13 protein-coding genes are annotated in these 14,029 nt (G+C 66.2%); 2 read left to right on the top strand and 11 right to left on the bottom strand.

What is annotated here, in order from left to right:
* Nucleotides 1-2: 2 nt before the first annotated feature.
* From ACV17W_RS18060 to ACV17W_RS18010, 11 genes are all read right to left on the bottom strand, one after another.
* Nucleotides 3-1,064 carry an Ldh family oxidoreductase gene (locus ACV17W_RS18060; protein WP_462593731.1) on the bottom strand — a complete coding sequence of 354 codons (1,062 nt, stop codon included), beginning with the start codon at nucleotides 1,062-1,064 and terminating at the stop codon, nucleotides 3-5.
* Nucleotides 1,061-2,563: a mannitol dehydrogenase family protein gene (locus ACV17W_RS18055; RefSeq protein WP_462593730.1), complete on the bottom strand. Its 1,503-nt coding sequence runs from the start codon at nucleotides 2,561-2,563 to the stop codon at nucleotides 1,061-1,063. The genes ACV17W_RS18060 and ACV17W_RS18055 overlap by 4 nt, the downstream gene beginning before the upstream one ends.
* A 4-nt stretch (nucleotides 2,564-2,567) precedes the next feature.
* Nucleotides 2,568-3,779 carry a D-mannonate dehydratase ManD gene (manD, locus tag ACV17W_RS18050; protein WP_462593729.1) on the bottom strand — a complete coding sequence of 404 codons (1,212 nt, stop codon included), beginning with the start codon at nucleotides 3,777-3,779 and terminating at the stop codon, nucleotides 2,568-2,570.
* Between the two features lie 64 nt (nucleotides 3,780-3,843).
* The gene (locus ACV17W_RS18045) at nucleotides 3,844-5,382 is read right to left on the bottom strand and encodes a UxaA family hydrolase (RefSeq protein WP_462593728.1); all 1,539 of its coding nucleotides are present in this window, start codon (nucleotides 5,380-5,382) and stop codon (nucleotides 3,844-3,846) included.
* Nucleotides 5,383-5,406: 24 nt separating this feature from the next.
* The gene (locus ACV17W_RS18040; protein WP_462593727.1) at nucleotides 5,407-6,273 is read right to left on the bottom strand and encodes a fumarylacetoacetate hydrolase family protein; all 867 of its coding nucleotides are present in this window, start codon (nucleotides 6,271-6,273) and stop codon (nucleotides 5,407-5,409) included.
* A gap of 58 nt (nucleotides 6,274-6,331) precedes the next feature.
* Nucleotides 6,332-7,078 carry an SDR family oxidoreductase gene (locus ACV17W_RS18035; RefSeq protein ID WP_462593726.1) on the bottom strand — a complete coding sequence of 249 codons (747 nt, stop codon included), beginning with the start codon at nucleotides 7,076-7,078 and terminating at the stop codon, nucleotides 6,332-6,334.
* A gap of 52 nt (nucleotides 7,079-7,130) precedes the next feature.
* Nucleotides 7,131-8,534 (bottom strand): TRAP transporter large permease, encoded by a 1,404-nt coding sequence (locus ACV17W_RS18030; RefSeq protein WP_462593725.1) that lies wholly within the window; start codon nucleotides 8,532-8,534, stop codon nucleotides 7,131-7,133.
* A gap of 24 nt (nucleotides 8,535-8,558) precedes the next feature.
* On the bottom strand, nucleotides 8,559-9,206 hold the full coding sequence (locus ACV17W_RS18025; RefSeq protein ID WP_462593724.1) for a TRAP transporter small permease: 648 nt from the start codon (nucleotides 9,204-9,206) through the stop codon (nucleotides 8,559-8,561).
* A 56-nt stretch (nucleotides 9,207-9,262) separates the two neighbouring features.
* Complete coding sequence (locus tag ACV17W_RS18020; RefSeq protein ID WP_462593723.1) at nucleotides 9,263-10,237, bottom strand: sialic acid TRAP transporter substrate-binding protein SiaP; 975 nt, start codon at nucleotides 10,235-10,237, stop codon at nucleotides 9,263-9,265.
* Between the two features lie 68 nt (nucleotides 10,238-10,305).
* Nucleotides 10,306-11,391 (bottom strand): L-idonate 5-dehydrogenase, encoded by a 1,086-nt coding sequence (locus ACV17W_RS18015; protein ID WP_462593722.1) that lies wholly within the window; start codon nucleotides 11,389-11,391, stop codon nucleotides 10,306-10,308.
* Complete coding sequence (locus ACV17W_RS18010) at nucleotides 11,334-12,035, bottom strand: FadR/GntR family transcriptional regulator (RefSeq protein WP_462593721.1); 702 nt, start codon at nucleotides 12,033-12,035, stop codon at nucleotides 11,334-11,336. The genes ACV17W_RS18015 and ACV17W_RS18010 overlap by 58 nt, the downstream gene beginning before the upstream one ends.
* Before the next feature lie 176 nt (nucleotides 12,036-12,211).
* Between ACV17W_RS18010 and ACV17W_RS18005 the strand changes: the two genes are divergently transcribed.
* Both ACV17W_RS18005 and ACV17W_RS18000 read left to right on the top strand, forming a co-directional pair.
* Entirely contained in the window at nucleotides 12,212-12,607 is a 396-nt protein-coding gene (locus ACV17W_RS18005) for a diacylglycerol kinase (protein WP_462593720.1), read from the top strand.
* A 91-nt stretch (nucleotides 12,608-12,698) separates the two neighbouring features.
* Nucleotides 12,699-14,027, top strand: coding sequence for an NAD(P)/FAD-dependent oxidoreductase (locus ACV17W_RS18000; RefSeq protein ID WP_462593719.1), 1,329 nt, complete (start codon nucleotides 12,699-12,701; stop codon nucleotides 14,025-14,027).
* Nucleotides 14,028-14,029: the final 2 nt, after the last annotated feature.

Genomic DNA, 14,029 nt, shown 5'->3' with positions numbered 1-14,029 from the left:
CTTCAAGCATGTGGCGGCGCAAGGCCCAGCCGCTGGCTCCAGTGCAGGAACTCCTGCCAAAGGCCGGGATCGATGGGGATGCCCGTACGCGAGCGTTCGGCATGGGCGTCCTCTTCCGGGTCGCCCGGCATGCGGGGCGAACCCGGCTGCGCCCCCAGTTCCTGCGCCATCTGCGCGACCGTGGCTGCCAGCAGTGCGCCCCCGGCAAAGCGCGCGGGATCGATAACGATGAAGAACGCGCCCAGGTGGCGCGGCTGGTCAAGCTGCTCATACATGGGCGTGATGTGCGGCCCATAAGGATTGCCGTTCAATGGGCCGCACAACAGCTCGACCATCAGCGCCAGCGCATAGCCCTTGTGCCCCTGGTGCGTGCCGCCCAGGGGCAGCAAGGCGCTCACCTGGTGTGGATCGATGCACGCGTGGCCGCCCTGGTCCAATGCCACGCCGTCCGGCAAGGTGCGGCCTTCCCGGCGCGCGTTCATGACGCGATTCCAGGGAATGGCCGTGGTGGCCATGTCCAGGCACACCGGCGCGCCGCCCTGCCGAGGGATGGCGATGGAAATCGGGTTGGTGCCCAGGAACGGGATCCGGCCCCCATGCGGAGCCGCGATGGAATCGGAATGGGTGAAAGCCAGACCCACCAGCCCTTCGCGCGCGGCGGCACGGCTGTACAGGCCGATTGCGCCACAATGAGAAGAATCGCTGACGCCCACGGCCCCCACCCCGGCCTCGCGCGCCAGGTCGATGGCGACGCGATTGGCACGATGCGCCACCACAATACCCAGGCCCCTGTCGCCATGCACTTGCGCGGTGCCCGGACCGGTGCGCTCGATTCGGATCTGCGGACACGGCGAGATGGAACCATGGGCCAGTCGATTCAGGTAGTGCGGCAGGCGCGCAATGCCGTGCGAATCGATGCCGCGCAGGCTGGTCTGAACCAGGCTGTCGGAAAGCAGGATGGCGTCGGCGTGCGGCACGCCCATGGCGGCCAGGGCACCGACCGACCAATCGCACAGCGCGCCGTCGGCCACGCGGTGCGCGGGTTGGAGAGGGTCTTCAGTCATATTGCCTCGCAAACCGCAGCGAGCACGCCGCGCTGGCGCAGCGCCATCGCGTGCCGCGCCACGGCGTCGACAAATTCGGAATGGCCGCCCAGGTCGCCGAAAACCGGGCGATAGCCCACCAGGGCCCGGACACGCCTGCGTTCGGCGTCCAGCCCCTGTCCCGCTTCCGATATCAGCGCCTGCAGCTCCCGGCACAGCGGATCCTGGATGGAATAGGCACGGCCGAGTTCGTCGTGACCCCTCAGATAGTGCGCCCAGGCCGCCACGGCAAGCGCCAGACGCGCATGACCGGCGCCCGACCGCATGCGGTCGCGGACGATGGCCAGCAGCCGCTGCGGCAGCTTCTGCGAACCGTCCATGGCGACCTGCTGGTTGCGATGCGGCAGGGCCGGATTGGCGAATCGCGCCAGCAGACGGGTGCGCATGGCGGCCAGGTCTGCGCCGGGCAGGGCCGGCAAGGTGGGTGCGATCTCGTGCTGGATCAGCGCTTCGATGTAGTCGCGCAGCACGGGGACGCGCATGGCGTCGCTGATGGTTTCCAGCCCGGCCACCACCCCCAGATAAGCCAGCGCCGAATGCGGGCCGTTGACCATGCGCAGCTTCACATGTTCGTACGGCGCCGCGTCGCTGACGAAACGCACGGCCTCGGAAGCGTCCCAGGCCGGCCGCCCGGCGGCGAATCGATCTTCGACGACCCATTGCATGAAAGGTTCGCCGACCACAGGCCAGGCATCCCTCACCCCCAGGCGTTGCGCCACACGCTGCCTGTCATCGTCGGTGGTTCGCGGAACGATGCGGTCGACCATCGAATTGGGGAAAGCGCAGTGCGCCTCGATCCATGCGCGCAGCGACGAATCAACGGCATCGGCGAATTCGAGCACCAGCGCGCGCAGGGTATTGCCGTTCGAGGGCAGGTTATCGCAGGACAGCAAGGTCAGCGGGCCCAGGCCCGCGGCCCGCCTGCGCGCCAGCCCTCGCACCACCATGCCCGGGGCGCTGCGCGGCGCATCGGCATGCGAGAGGTCATGCACGATATCGGGATCGTCGGCCCGCAGGCGCCCGCTGGACGGCAGGTGGCAATAGCCCTTCTCGGTGACAGTCAGGCTGACGATGCGCGTGCAAGGATGGGCGATCTGTGCCAGCACGGCATGTGGAGCTTCGGGCGCAACCTCCACGCGCAGTACCGAACCCACCACGCTGAGCGATTCACGCGGCAAGCCGGCCTGGTCGGCGTCGCGCAGGGCCAGGGTGTACAGGCCGTCTTGCGGCGCAAGCGCGTCGCGCGTGGCAGCGCTGCGCAGCGATACGCCGACGATGCCCCAGCGCAGGTCGCTCGAGGCGGCGAGCGCGCGATCGTTGACGGGCGCCTGGTGCGCCCGGTGAAACGCCCCGATGCCCAGGTGCACGATGCCGGGGCGCAACCGCGACCTGTCGTAGCCGGGCCGCGCAATATCGGCCGGCAGGCCGGCCAGCGCCGCAGTATTCAGGCGCGCAGCCATGGCCTTACCAGTGCCAGAGCGTGCCATCGTGCGCCTGCCGGTTCACTGGCAGGTAGGCGCGCCGGTAGGGATACCGAGCCGCCAGCTTTTCGTCGATGTCCACGCCATGTCCCGGCACATCGCCCGGATACAGCATGCCGTCGGCGAAGGAATAGGCATGGGGGAACACGGCGTCGGTTTCATCCGTATGACGCATGTATTCCTGGATGCCGAAGTTCGGCACCCAAATGTCGAAATGCAGCGCCGCACCCATGCAGACCGGTGACAGATCGGTGGCGCCATGGCATCCGGTGCGCACCTGGTACAACGCGGCAAGGTCGGCGATGCGGCGCAGGTGCGTGATGCCGCCGGCATGGACGACCGTGGCCCGGATGTAATCGATCAGCTGGTTCTGGATGAGGTCTTTGCAGTCGTATACGGTATTGAAGATTTCGCCCACTGCGAGCGGCGTCACCGTGTGCTGGCGGATCAGGCGGAAGGCCTCCTGGTTCTCTGCCGGAGTGGCGTCTTCCATCCAGAACAGGCGGTAAGGTTCCAGCGTCTTGCCCAGGCGCGCGGCCTCGATAGGGGTCAGGCGGTGATGCACATCATGCAGCAAGTGCGTTTCCCAGCCTACCGCGTCGCGCACGCGTTGAAAAAGGCGAGGCGCATGGTCCAGGTATTTTTCGGTAGACCAGTCGTGTTCGGAAGGCAGGTCGGCGTCGGCGGGTTCGTAGAACATGCGTCCACGGCCCACGCCATACACGGCGTTCAGGCCGGGGACGCCGCTTTGCACGCGAATGGCGCGATAGCCCATGTCGCGATAGCGCAGCACTTCATCAACGCTTTCCTCGATATCGCGGCCGTTGGCGTGGCCGTACACCATGGCGCCCGTGCGGCTCTTGCCGCCCAGCAACTGGTACAGCGGCATGCCCGCCGCCTTCGCCTTGATGTCCCATAGGGCGGTATCGACGGCGGCAATGGCGGCCATGGTGACCGGCCCCCGACGCCAGTAGGCGCCACGATACAGGAACTGCCAGATGTCCTCGATCTGGTGCGGGTCGCGGCCGATCAGGCACGGCCCCACGTGGTCGGCCAGGTAGCTGGCAACGGCCAGCTCGCGCCCGTTCAGGGTCGCGTCGCCGATGCCGCTCAGCCCCTCGTCGGTCTCGATTTTCAGAGTGACGAAATTGCGGCCTGGGCTGCAGACGATGACTCGTGCGTTGCGGATCTTCATGTTGAACCCGTAGGTAGGACAGGCCGGCGGGCGCGGCGCCCCGCCGGCACGGACAGGGCACGCGCTACATCACGGCTCCGAGTTGCCAGGGCACGAACTCGTTCTGCCCGTAGCCGTGGATCTCGCTCTTGCTGCGGCGTCCGGAGGCGGTGTCGAGCATCAGCCGGAAGATGCGCTCGCCCATGGCTTGGACATCGCTGCGGCCATCGACCACTTCGCCGCAATTGATGTCGATGTCGTCGGCCTGGCGCCGCCACAGCTCGGTGTTGGTGGCCAGTTTCAGCGAAGGCGCCGGCGCGCAGCCGTACGCCGAGCCCCTGCCTGTCGTGAAGCAGATCAGGTTGGCGCCGCCGGCCACCTGCCCGGTGGCCGACACCGGGTCGTAACCCGGGGTGTCCATGAACACCAGGCCTCGGGCCGAGACCTGCTGCGCATACTCGTAGACCTCGACCAGGCTGGTGGTACCGCTTTTCGCGATGGCCCCCAGCGACTTCTCGAGTATGGTGGTCAGCCCGCCGGCCTTGTTGCCCGCCGATGGGTTGTTGTCCATCTGGGCATCGTTGCGCGCACAGTAGTCTTCCCACCAGCGCAGGCGTGCGAGCAGCTTGTCGGCGACGGCGGACGATACCGCGCGGCGCGTCAGCAGATGCTCGCCGCCGTAGATCTCCGGAGTTTCCGACAAAATGGCCGCGCCTCCGTGACGCACGAGCAGGTCGACGGCCGCCCCCAGCGCCGGGTTGGCGCTGATGCCCGAATAGCCGTCGGACCCGCCGCATTGCAGGCCCACGACCAGGTGGCGGGCCGGCACCGGCTGGCGCTGCACCTGGTTGGCCTGGGCCAGCATCTGCTCAACCAATTCGATGCCTCGCGCCACGGCCCGCCGCGTGCCGCCCGTGCCCTGGATGCTGAAGGTTTGCAGGCGATGGTTTTCCTCCAGGCCTTCCTGTTGCATCAGGCCGCTGATCTGGTTGGTTTCGCAGCCCAGCCCGACCACCAGCAACGCCGCGAAGTTGGGATGCCGCGCATAGCCGCCCAGGGTACGGCGCAGCACGCGCAGGGGCTCTCCGTCGCTGTCGGTGGCGCAACCGGCGCCATGGGTCAATGCGACCACGCCGTCTACGTTGGGGTACGCGGCCAGGGCCTGCGGGCGAATGTCGCGACGGAAATGGTCGGCGATGGCCCGCGCTACCGTGGCCGAACAGTTCACCGAGGTCAGCACGCCGATGTAGTTGCGCGTGGCCACCTGCCCATCGGCACGCACGATGCCGTCGAAGGTGGCGGGCTCGGCCACGTAGTCGGTGGGATGCGCATCCGCGCCGACGGCATAGTCGCGCTCGAAGTCGGAAAACGCCAGATTGTGGCTATGGACGTGCTGGCCCGGCGCGATGTCGCTGCGCGCCACGCCGATCACCTGGTTATAGCGCCGCACCGGCTCGCCCGCGGCGATGGCGCGGACCGCCACTTTATGCCCGGGCGGTATCAGCCCCGCGACGGTGACGCCCTCGGCCGGCAATGGGGTGCCCCCCACCAGCTGGTGGCGCGCGATGACCACGTTGTCGGCCGGATGGATGCGGATGACGGAGTTTTCTATGACGGCGTCCATGATGGTTCCTGGTGGAAGGCTGCCCTAGCCGTCGATGAGTTCGGGGTTCCAGGCGTGCACGCGCTGCTGCTGTTCGCCCAGCCCCGCGATGCCCAGCCGCATGGTGTCGCCCGGCTTGAGGTAGACCGCTTGCGGCTTCTGCCCCATGCCGACGCCGGGCGGCGTGCCGGTGCTGATCAGGTCGCCAGGGTTCAGGGTCATGAAGCGGCTGACATAACTGACCAGTTCGGCTACGCCGAACACCATGGTGCGCGTACTGCCGATCTGCATGCGGCGGCCGTTGAGATCCAGCCAGAGCTCCAGCGCCTGGGGGTCCGGAATCTCATCGGGCGTGACCAGCCACGGGCCGACCGGGCCGAAGGTGTCGCAGCCCTTGCCCTTGTCCCAGGTGCCGCCGCGCTCGAGCTGGTATTCACGCTCGGACAGGTCGTTGACGACGCAGTAGCCGGCCACGTAGTCCAGCGCCTGGTCTTGCGGAACATAGCGGGCGCGCCGACCGATGACCACGCCCAACTCGACTTCCCAGTCGGTCTTGACGGAATCGCGCGGCAGCACCACCGGGTCGTTGCAGCCGATGACGGCGCTGGTGGTCTTCATGAAAATGACGGGCTCCTGCGGAACCGGCAGGCCCGATTCGGCCGCATGGTCGGCGTAGTTGAGACCGATGCAAACGAACTTTCCCATGCCGGTCCAGGGCGGCGCCAGGCGGCCCGGCTGCTGCACGACGGGCAGGGTCGCCGGATCGATGCCCTGCAACCGCTGCATGATGGGGCCCGCGAGCATGTCGGCCGTAATGTCGTCGATCTCGCCCGAGAGGTCGCGGATCTGGCCCTGGGCATCGACCAGGGCGGGCTTTTCGGCGCCTTTGGCGCCATGGCGCAACAGCTTCATGGAATACGGTGTCCTTCAATCATGGGTAAACGAAAGTGGCGGAAGGGGTTCAGCCGGATCAATTGCACCACCCGCCGTCGATGATCTGCGCCGTGCCGGTGGTAAAGGCCGATTCGTCGCTGGCCAGATATAGTGCCAGGGCCGCGACTTCTTCGCTGCGGCCGATCCGCCCCATGGGCTGGCGCGCCACGAAGGCGGCCTCGACTTCCTGTTCCGACAGACCGCTGGCGCTGGCCTGCGCGGCAATGCGCTGGCGCAGCGAGGGTGATTCGACGGTGCCCGGGCAGATCGCGTTGCAACGTATGCCGTACGCGATGAAATCGGCCGCCACCGACTTGGTCAGTCCGATGACCGCGGCCTTGGTTGTGCCATACACGAAGCGGTTGGGCGCGGCCTTCACGCTGGAGGCCACCGAAGCCATGTTGACGATGGAACCGCGGCGTCGCTCGATCATGCCAGGCAGGAAGGCGCGGATCAGCCGATACATGGCCCGGACATTCAATTCGAACGAGAAGTCCCAGGCGGCTTCATCGCAATCGAGTATGGTGCCGGCGTGCACGAAGCCGACGCCGTTGAACAGCACGTCCACCTCGCCGGCATCCGCGGCGGCGCGCGCCACGGCGTGCGCGTCCGTCACGTCCAGGACGACGGGAGTGCAACCCTGCAGTTCATCCAGGCCTCGCGGATCGAGGTCGGCGGCCAGCACGCGCGCGCCTTCGCGGGCGTATGCCAGCGCCGTCGCCCGTCCGATGCCCTGCCCGGCCGCGGTAACGAATGCCGTCTTGCCTTCCAGTCTGCCCGCCATGCCCTGCCCTCCATAAGACGCCGGCCCCTGCGGGCCGCGCGCGCAAGTCCGCTCAGCGCCCATTGACCAGATCGGGCAGCCACATGCTGACGCTGGGAACATAGGTGATCACAATCAGTGCCACGAACAGGGGCACCAGCCACGGCAGGATCGCCATGGTGGTGCGTTCGACCGACAGCTTCGATACCCGCGCAAGTACGAACAGCACCATGCCCAATGGCGGGTGCAACAGACCGATCATCAGGTTCAGCGTCATCACCAGCCCGAAGTGGATCGGGTCTATGCCCAGCTTCAGCACCAGCGGCAGCAGGATGGGCACCAGAATGGTGATGGCCGCGATGGTGTCGATGAAGCAGCCCACCACCAGGATCAGCAGATTGGCCAACAGCAGAAATACCCATTTGTTCTGCGTGACGGCCAGAATGGCGTCGGTGAGCGTCTGGGCCGCCTGCGTCGTCGTGAGCAGCCACGCGAATACCGATGCAGCCGTGACGATGAACAGCACGGACGCCGTCGTCTCGATGGTGTCGAAGGTGGCCTTGGCAAGCGTGCGCAGATTCATCGACCGATAACGCACCAGCCCCAGGAACAGCGCCCAGATCACCGCCGCCACCGCCGCTTCGGTAGGCGTGAACCAGCCCATCGTCATTCCGCCGATCAGGATTACCGGCGCCATCAGCGCCATGACCGCCGAGAAATCAAAATACCAGTCGGCCGCCAGCAGCGTTGCAAACGCCAGCAGCGTGGCCACATTTGACGATACGCCGAACTGGGTCATGACCCAGATGCTCAGGGGGAATGCCAGCACCACCGCCACCTCGAGCGATGCGGCTGCCAGGCGCTTCCAGTTGAACGGCACATCGCCGCCCCAATTGTTCTTGCGTGCGAAGTACGCCACCGTGAACATCATCAGCAGGGTCAGCGCAATGCCCGGCACCACGCCTGCCAGGAACAGCGATCCAATGGACACGTTGGCCATCATGCCGTAGATGACGAAGGGCAGCGACGGCGGCAGAATCGGCCCCAGCGTGGCCGATGCGGCGGTGACGCCCACGGCGAACTCGGTGTTGTAGCCATGGTCTTTCATGGCTTTGATCTCGATGGTGCCCAGGCCCGCGGCGTCGGCGATGGCGGTACCCGACATGCCAGCGAACACCACCGAACCGACAATATTGACCTGCCCCAATCCGCCGCGCATCCAGCCCACCAGAGCCACGGCGAAGTTATAGATGCGCCCGGTGATGCCCGCGATGTTCATCAGATTGCCGGCCAGTATGAAGAACGGCACGGCCAGCAGCGGAAACGATTCGACGCCGGCAATCATGCGTTGCGCGATCACCACGTCGGGAACGCCGCCCGACCACAGCACGAACAGCAGCGAGGCGCCCGCCATGGCGATGGCCACCGGGACGCCGAAGATCATCAGCAGCAGGAAGGTTCCGATCAGAATTCCCATGTGGTCTCCTTGGGCGCCAAGGCCTCAGTCCAGGCTCTGGTAGGCGCCGGGGTTTTCCAGCGATGAATAGCCCTGCCTCCAGTTCTGCAGGCTGACCTGCACCGAGCGCACGCACATCATCACGAAGCCGGCCAGCGCCAGCCAGTACACATAACCCTTGTCCCACATGATGGTGGTCATGGGCTCGACACCCACCAGCTCGATATAGCGGTACACCAGCCACACGGCGTAAGCGAAGAACATGGTGCGCAGCACGTCGATCAGGGTGGCCAGGACGCGCGCCACTCGCCGAGGCAGATAGCGGTACAGGAAATCGACCTGTATGTGCCGGCAGATCCGCACGCACATGGCCGAGCCCACGAAGACCACGCCTATCAGCGCGTATACCGCCAGCTCTTCGGTCCAGGCGTACGAGTCGTTCAGCACGTAACGGGTGAAGAACTGCAGGAACACCAGCGCGCCCATGATCCAGAAGAGAGCCAGGCAGAACCAGTCCTCGAACGCATAGCCCGACAGGTCCACGCGCTGTTGCTGGTCGGCCTCTTCAAAGCTGTGGACAATGGATTCGACCGACGATTGCTGCGGTCCGCCAGGGCCGTGCGGCGCGTCGCCGCCGCGCTCGGACCGATAATCGCTCATGGCCGGCGCGCCGGCCCCGCTATGCGCTTGCATACGCTTCCCCTGTCGGTTGCGGACAGCCGGGCCGCGTGGCGGCCCCGCCGGCAGGTTTACTGGATGGCCTGGATCGCGTCCCAGTCGGCCTTGCGGTACCCGTACTGCTCGAAGGGCACCTTCTTCAGCACGATGTCACGGTAGGCGCCGGTGTCCACCTCGGCGACGTTCAGGCCCTTCTTGCGGAACACTTCAACCAATTCTTTCTCGCGCCTGGCCACCTCCACGGAGGCGGTGGCGGCCGCTTGCTGGGCCACTTCGGCAAAGATCTTGCGGTCTTCTTCAGACAGCGCCTTCCACAATTTCCCCGAGATGACGGTATTCAGGTGATCGACGATGTGTCCGGTGAGCACGACGTTCTTCTGTACCTCGAAGAACTTCTTGGCCTCGATGGTGGTCAAGGGGTTCTCCTGCGCTTCCACCGTGCCGTTCTGCAAGGCCAGGTAAACCTCGGCAAAAGCAATGGGAGAAGTGTTCGCCCCGCAGGCGCGTGGCATCGCCAGGTACGCCGGCACATCGGGCACGCGCATCTTCAGCCCCTGCATTTCCTGGCACTGCGTGAAGGCGCGGTTCGACGTGGTGTGGCGCGTACCGTAGTAAGTGGTGGCCACGATGTGATTGCCGCTCTTTTCCTGGTAGCCCTGCGTGAGCGTCTTGTAGATATCGCTCTTGGTATAAGCCAGCAAGTGTTCCGGACTGCGGAAGGTGTAGGGGTAATACGTGACGCCGATGCGCGGGAAACTCTTGGCCGCGAAGCTCGAGCCCGAGATGATCATATCGACGGTGCCCAGGGTCAGGCCCTGGTTGATGTCGTTTTCCTTGCCCAGCTGCGAGGCCGGATACACGTCGATATGGTAGCGCCCGTTGGTACGCTTCTCGATTTCCTGGGCTGCCCATACCGAGCTGGTGTGAAAAGGCTCGGATGTTTCATACACGTGCGCCCACTTCAGCGTGGTCTGTGCCTGCGTGCTGGCCGCCGCCGCCAGGGTGGCGGCGGCCAGTAGCGTCTTGACGGCATTTCCTTGCTTCATCGTCGTCTCCTCTGGTGAGGTTGAGCAGGTGGCGGCGTGATTGTTATGAATGCCGCTGCCCTTGGTGGTCAGGATTCACATACAAGCTGCACCTTGGTACTGCGGGTGCGGTCGGCGGCCAGTTCGAAGGCCTCGGCCGCGCGCTGCAGAGGCAGTTGCGCGCTCATCAGCGGCCTCACATCCACGCGCCGGGTGCGCAGGAACGAGACGGCCCAGTCAAATTCAATGCCCGCGCGGAACGCGCCCACATATTCGAGTTCACGGGCCATGATCCCGTTGGCGGGAAAGGCGACGGCCCCGGCGGGCAAGGTGCCTACCTGTATGATGCGGCCGCCGCGGCGGGTAGCCAGCAGGCAGGTAATCAGCGCGTCCAGGCTGCCGGCGGCTTCGAACGCCACATCGGCCAGGTCGGCCAGCTCGCCCGGCGTGGCCTGGTCTGAGCGCAGCACCGCGTCGGCGCCCATCTGGCGCGCCATTGAGAGCGGACGGTCGGCGATGTCGGCCACCACGATGCGCACGGCGCCCGCCAGCCTGGCCGCCAGCACCGTCATGCAGCCGATGGTGCCGCCTCCGGTGATCAAAACGGTCTTGCCCACCAGAGGCCCACCGCGGTTCACCGCATGCAAGCCAATGGACAAGGGTTCTGCGCAGGCCAGTTCGCCCAGCGAGATGTCTTCATGCACGGCGGTCAGCTGGCGCTCGTGCATGATGAAGCGCTCGCGGAACATGCCCTGGACATGCGGGTACACGCTCGCACTGCCCAGAAAGCGCATGTTGCTGCAAAGATTCTCGCGGCCGGCGCGGCAGTAGTCGCAATGGCGGCATGCATGCGACGGATTGATGGCCACTTTCATTCCGGGCCGCAGGCTCGCCACCGCACTGCCCACGCGGCGGACCACGCCCGAGGCCTCGTGGCCGGGAATCAGCGGCTCGCGGATGACGAAGTCGCCCACGCGTCCATGCAGGAAATAGTGCAGGTCCGATCCGCAGATTCCGGCCGCACCGAGTTGCAATTCGACCTCGCACGGCGCCAGCGGGGCATCGGCCTCGATGTCCAGGCGCAGGTCTCGCGCCCCATGGATTCTGCAGGCAAGGCTCATGGCCGCACCCGGTCGGCAGGCGTCCAGCTGGCCGTCAGCCTGTCGTGCGAGCATGACAGGTGATGACGCATGGCGTCTCGCGCGCGCGGCGCGTCGCCAGCGGCGATGGCTTCGATCACCAGGCCATGCTCGGAAATGGCTGCCTGCCAGCTGGCCGGATTTTCGAAGTAGTCGCCCAATTTGACCGACAGCGGGTTGTGACGCTCGTCGAACAATTCGCCGATCACGCGCACCAGCACCGAGTTGCTGACGATTTCGGCGATGCGCAGATGAAACAGGCGATCGCCCTGGATCGGCACCTGTCCGGCGCCGGCCTCTTCACGCATGGCCTGGAGCGCTTCGCGCAGCCCCGCCACCTGTTCCGGCTGGGCCAGTTCGGCAGCCTGCGCCGCCAGCTCGCCTTCGATCAGTTGCCGGGCACGTATGGTTTCCAGCGGGCTTTCGGCGACCACGCTGTCCGAGCCATCCTGGCTGCGCACGTAAATGCCGGAGCCCATGCGCACTTCGACCAGGCCTTCCACTTCGAGTGCGATGAGGGCTTCGCGCACCGAAGGCCGCGATACGCCCAGCTTCAGGGCCAGGTCGCGCTCGGGCGGCAGGCGGGCGCCGATGGGAAATTCGCCGGCCTGTATCAGCAGGCGCAGCTGATCGGCAATCTGGCGGTACAGGCGGCGCGGTTCGATGGGTTGGAAGGGCATGAAATGGGCTAAGAGGTAAAGTGGCCTTACCAGTTTGCCAGATGGTGCGCCCCACACCCGCGCCCGCACAATTAGGGTTTGCGCTAGGCGCGGGCCCACCGCCGATTCCCGTCGACACCCCCCGGGCGCAACGCTAATCTGGTACAAACGACGCGCCACATGCCGATACCGAGTACATGTCTCATACGCCCCACCCCTCGCCCTACAAAAGCACCGGCGGCCTGCGCCGCATCCTGAATGCGCTGCGCTATTCATGGCAGGGCCTGCGGGCCGCCACCAAGTACGAAGCCGCCTTCCGGCAAGAGCTGGCGCTGGCCATCCTGCTGATCCCGGCGGCATTCTTTCTCGGGCGCAGCACCGACGAAGTCTTCATCCTCATCGCCTCGGTGATCCTGGTGCTGGTGGTGGAATTGCTCAATTCGGCCGTCGAGGCCCTGGCCGATGCGCTCTCGGTTGAAACCCATCCGCTGCTCGGAAGGGCCAAGGACCTGGGCAGCGCGGCGGTCATGCTGATGCTGATGTTCACCATCGCGGTGTGGGTAGGCGTGGGCGTGAGCCGGTTCCTGCTTTAGCGAGCCTCGTCCGCCGCCACCAGGCACGCCGCTTGCGTGATCGGGCCGCCGGGGCGTTTCCCTGCCCGCGACACCTTTTATACTTTCCTGCATGGCTAATGACCCTACCCGGCCCGTGCCGGAACCCACACATCGCGTGGTCATCGTCGGCGGCGGCGCCGGCGGCCTGGAACTGGCCGCGCAGCTCGGCCGCAGACACGGGCCGCAAGCCGTCACCCTGGTCGACAGCCGCCCCATCCATATCTGGAAGCCGTCGCTGCACGAAGCCGCGGCGGGCACGCTGGACATCTACCAGGAAGGCCTGTCCTACCTCATGCTGGCCAACCTGTGCGGTTTTTCCTTCGCCCTCGGCGAGCTGCAGTCCGTCGACCGCGACCGCCGCAAGATTCTCATCAACGCGGTGCAGGATCCGCAGGGCGAGGTAGTGCTGCCCGAGCGCGAACTCCCCTATGACACGCTGGTGCTGGCCGTCGGCAGCGTGTCGAACTTCTTCAATACGCCGGGCGCCGAACAGTACGCGGTCACCCTGGACAACACTGAAAATGCCGAGGCATTCCGGCTGACCATGCTCAAGGCGATGGTGCGGGTGGACCAGGCCAAGGTGCGCGACCCCTCGGCCAGGCTGGATCTGGTCATCGTGGGAGGCGGCGCCACCGGAGTCGAACTGGCCGTCGAACTCCATGAAGCCGGCGGCATCGTGGCCGCCTATGGTCTGCCGAATTTTCGTGCCGACCGCGACCTGGCCATTACGCTGGTGGAAGGCGCGCCGCGCATCCTGGCCGCGCTGCCCGAGAAAATCTCGGCCGCTGCGCTGGCCCGCCTGACTCAACTCGGAATCCGGGTCGAGACGAACTGCCGGGTGGCCGAAGTCACGGATGACAGCGTCAAGACCGCCGATGGCCGCGAGTTCCCGGCCAGCCTGTGTATGTGGGCGGCCGGTATCAAGGGCCTGCCCCTGATCGAATCGCTGGGCATGCCGTGCAACCGCGGCGGACAGCTGATCGTGAACAATCGGCTCGAATCGCCGGATCCGCACATCCTGGCGCTGGGAGACTGCTGCGCCGTGCCCCGCGGCGATGGCGGGACCGTGCCGGCCCGCGCCCAGGCGGCCCACCAGCAGGCGAGCTACCTGGCCCGCAAGATCACGGCGCGCATCCGCGGCAAGAGCGAGCCGCAGGCGCCCTATGAATACCGCGACCGCGGCTCGCTGGTGTCGCTGGGCCAGGACGCGGGTGTGGGCAGCCTGATGGGCAAGCTCGCCGGCCGAGGCCTGTTCGTCAGCGGTACACTGGCGCGACTGATGTACATGAGCCTGCACCTGATGCACCACAATACGGTGCTGGGTTTGCGACGCACTGCCACCCTGGCCCTGGCCCGCCTGCTGATGCGACGCACGCATCCGCGCGTCAAACTGCACTGATA

This window comes from Bordetella sp. MIP270_01_BMS (assembly GCF_054958705.1).
The sequence above is the reverse complement of the archived record's forward strand: the minus strand, read 5'-3'. Positions and strand labels throughout refer to the sequence as shown.

Bases quoted from the DNA above. Each gene is read 5' to 3' on its own strand.
- ACV17W_RS18025 (WP_462593724.1), bottom strand. From the start codon at position 9,206: ATGCAAGCGCATAGCGGGGCCGGCGCGCCGGCCATGAGCGATTATCGG.
- ACV17W_RS18055 (WP_462593730.1), bottom strand. From the start codon at position 2,563: ATGGCTGCGCGCCTGAATACTGCGGCGCTGGCCGGCCTGCCGGCCGAT.
- ACV17W_RS18035 (WP_462593726.1), bottom strand. From the start codon at position 7,078: ATGGCGGGCAGACTGGAAGGCAAGACGGCATTCGTTACCGCGGCCGGG.
- ACV17W_RS18005 (WP_462593720.1), top strand. From the start codon at position 12,212: ATGTCTCATACGCCCCACCCCTCGCCCTACAAAAGCACCGGCGGCCTG.
- ACV17W_RS18060 (WP_462593731.1), bottom strand. From the start codon at position 1,064: ATGACTGAAGACCCTCTCCAACCCGCGCACCGCGTGGCCGACGGCGCG.
- ACV17W_RS18015 (WP_462593722.1), bottom strand. From the start codon at position 11,391: ATGCTCGCACGACAGGCTGACGGCCAGCTGGACGCCTGCCGACCGGGT.
- ACV17W_RS18020 (WP_462593723.1), bottom strand. From the start codon at position 10,237: ATGAAGCAAGGAAATGCCGTCAAGACGCTACTGGCCGCCGCCACCCTG.
- ACV17W_RS18040 (WP_462593727.1), bottom strand. From the start codon at position 6,273: ATGAAGCTGTTGCGCCATGGCGCCAAAGGCGCCGAAAAGCCCGCCCTG.
- ACV17W_RS18010 (WP_462593721.1), bottom strand. From the start codon at position 12,035: ATGCCCTTCCAACCCATCGAACCGCGCCGCCTGTACCGCCAGATTGCC.
- manD (WP_462593729.1), bottom strand. From the start codon at position 3,779: ATGAAGATCCGCAACGCACGAGTCATCGTCTGCAGCCCAGGCCGCAAT.
- ACV17W_RS18000 (WP_462593719.1), top strand. From the start codon at position 12,699: ATGGCTAATGACCCTACCCGGCCCGTGCCGGAACCCACACATCGCGTG.
- ACV17W_RS18030 (WP_462593725.1), bottom strand. From the start codon at position 8,534: ATGGGAATTCTGATCGGAACCTTCCTGCTGCTGATGATCTTCGGCGTC.
- ACV17W_RS18045 (WP_462593728.1), bottom strand. From the start codon at position 5,382: ATGGACGCCGTCATAGAAAACTCCGTCATCCGCATCCATCCGGCCGAC.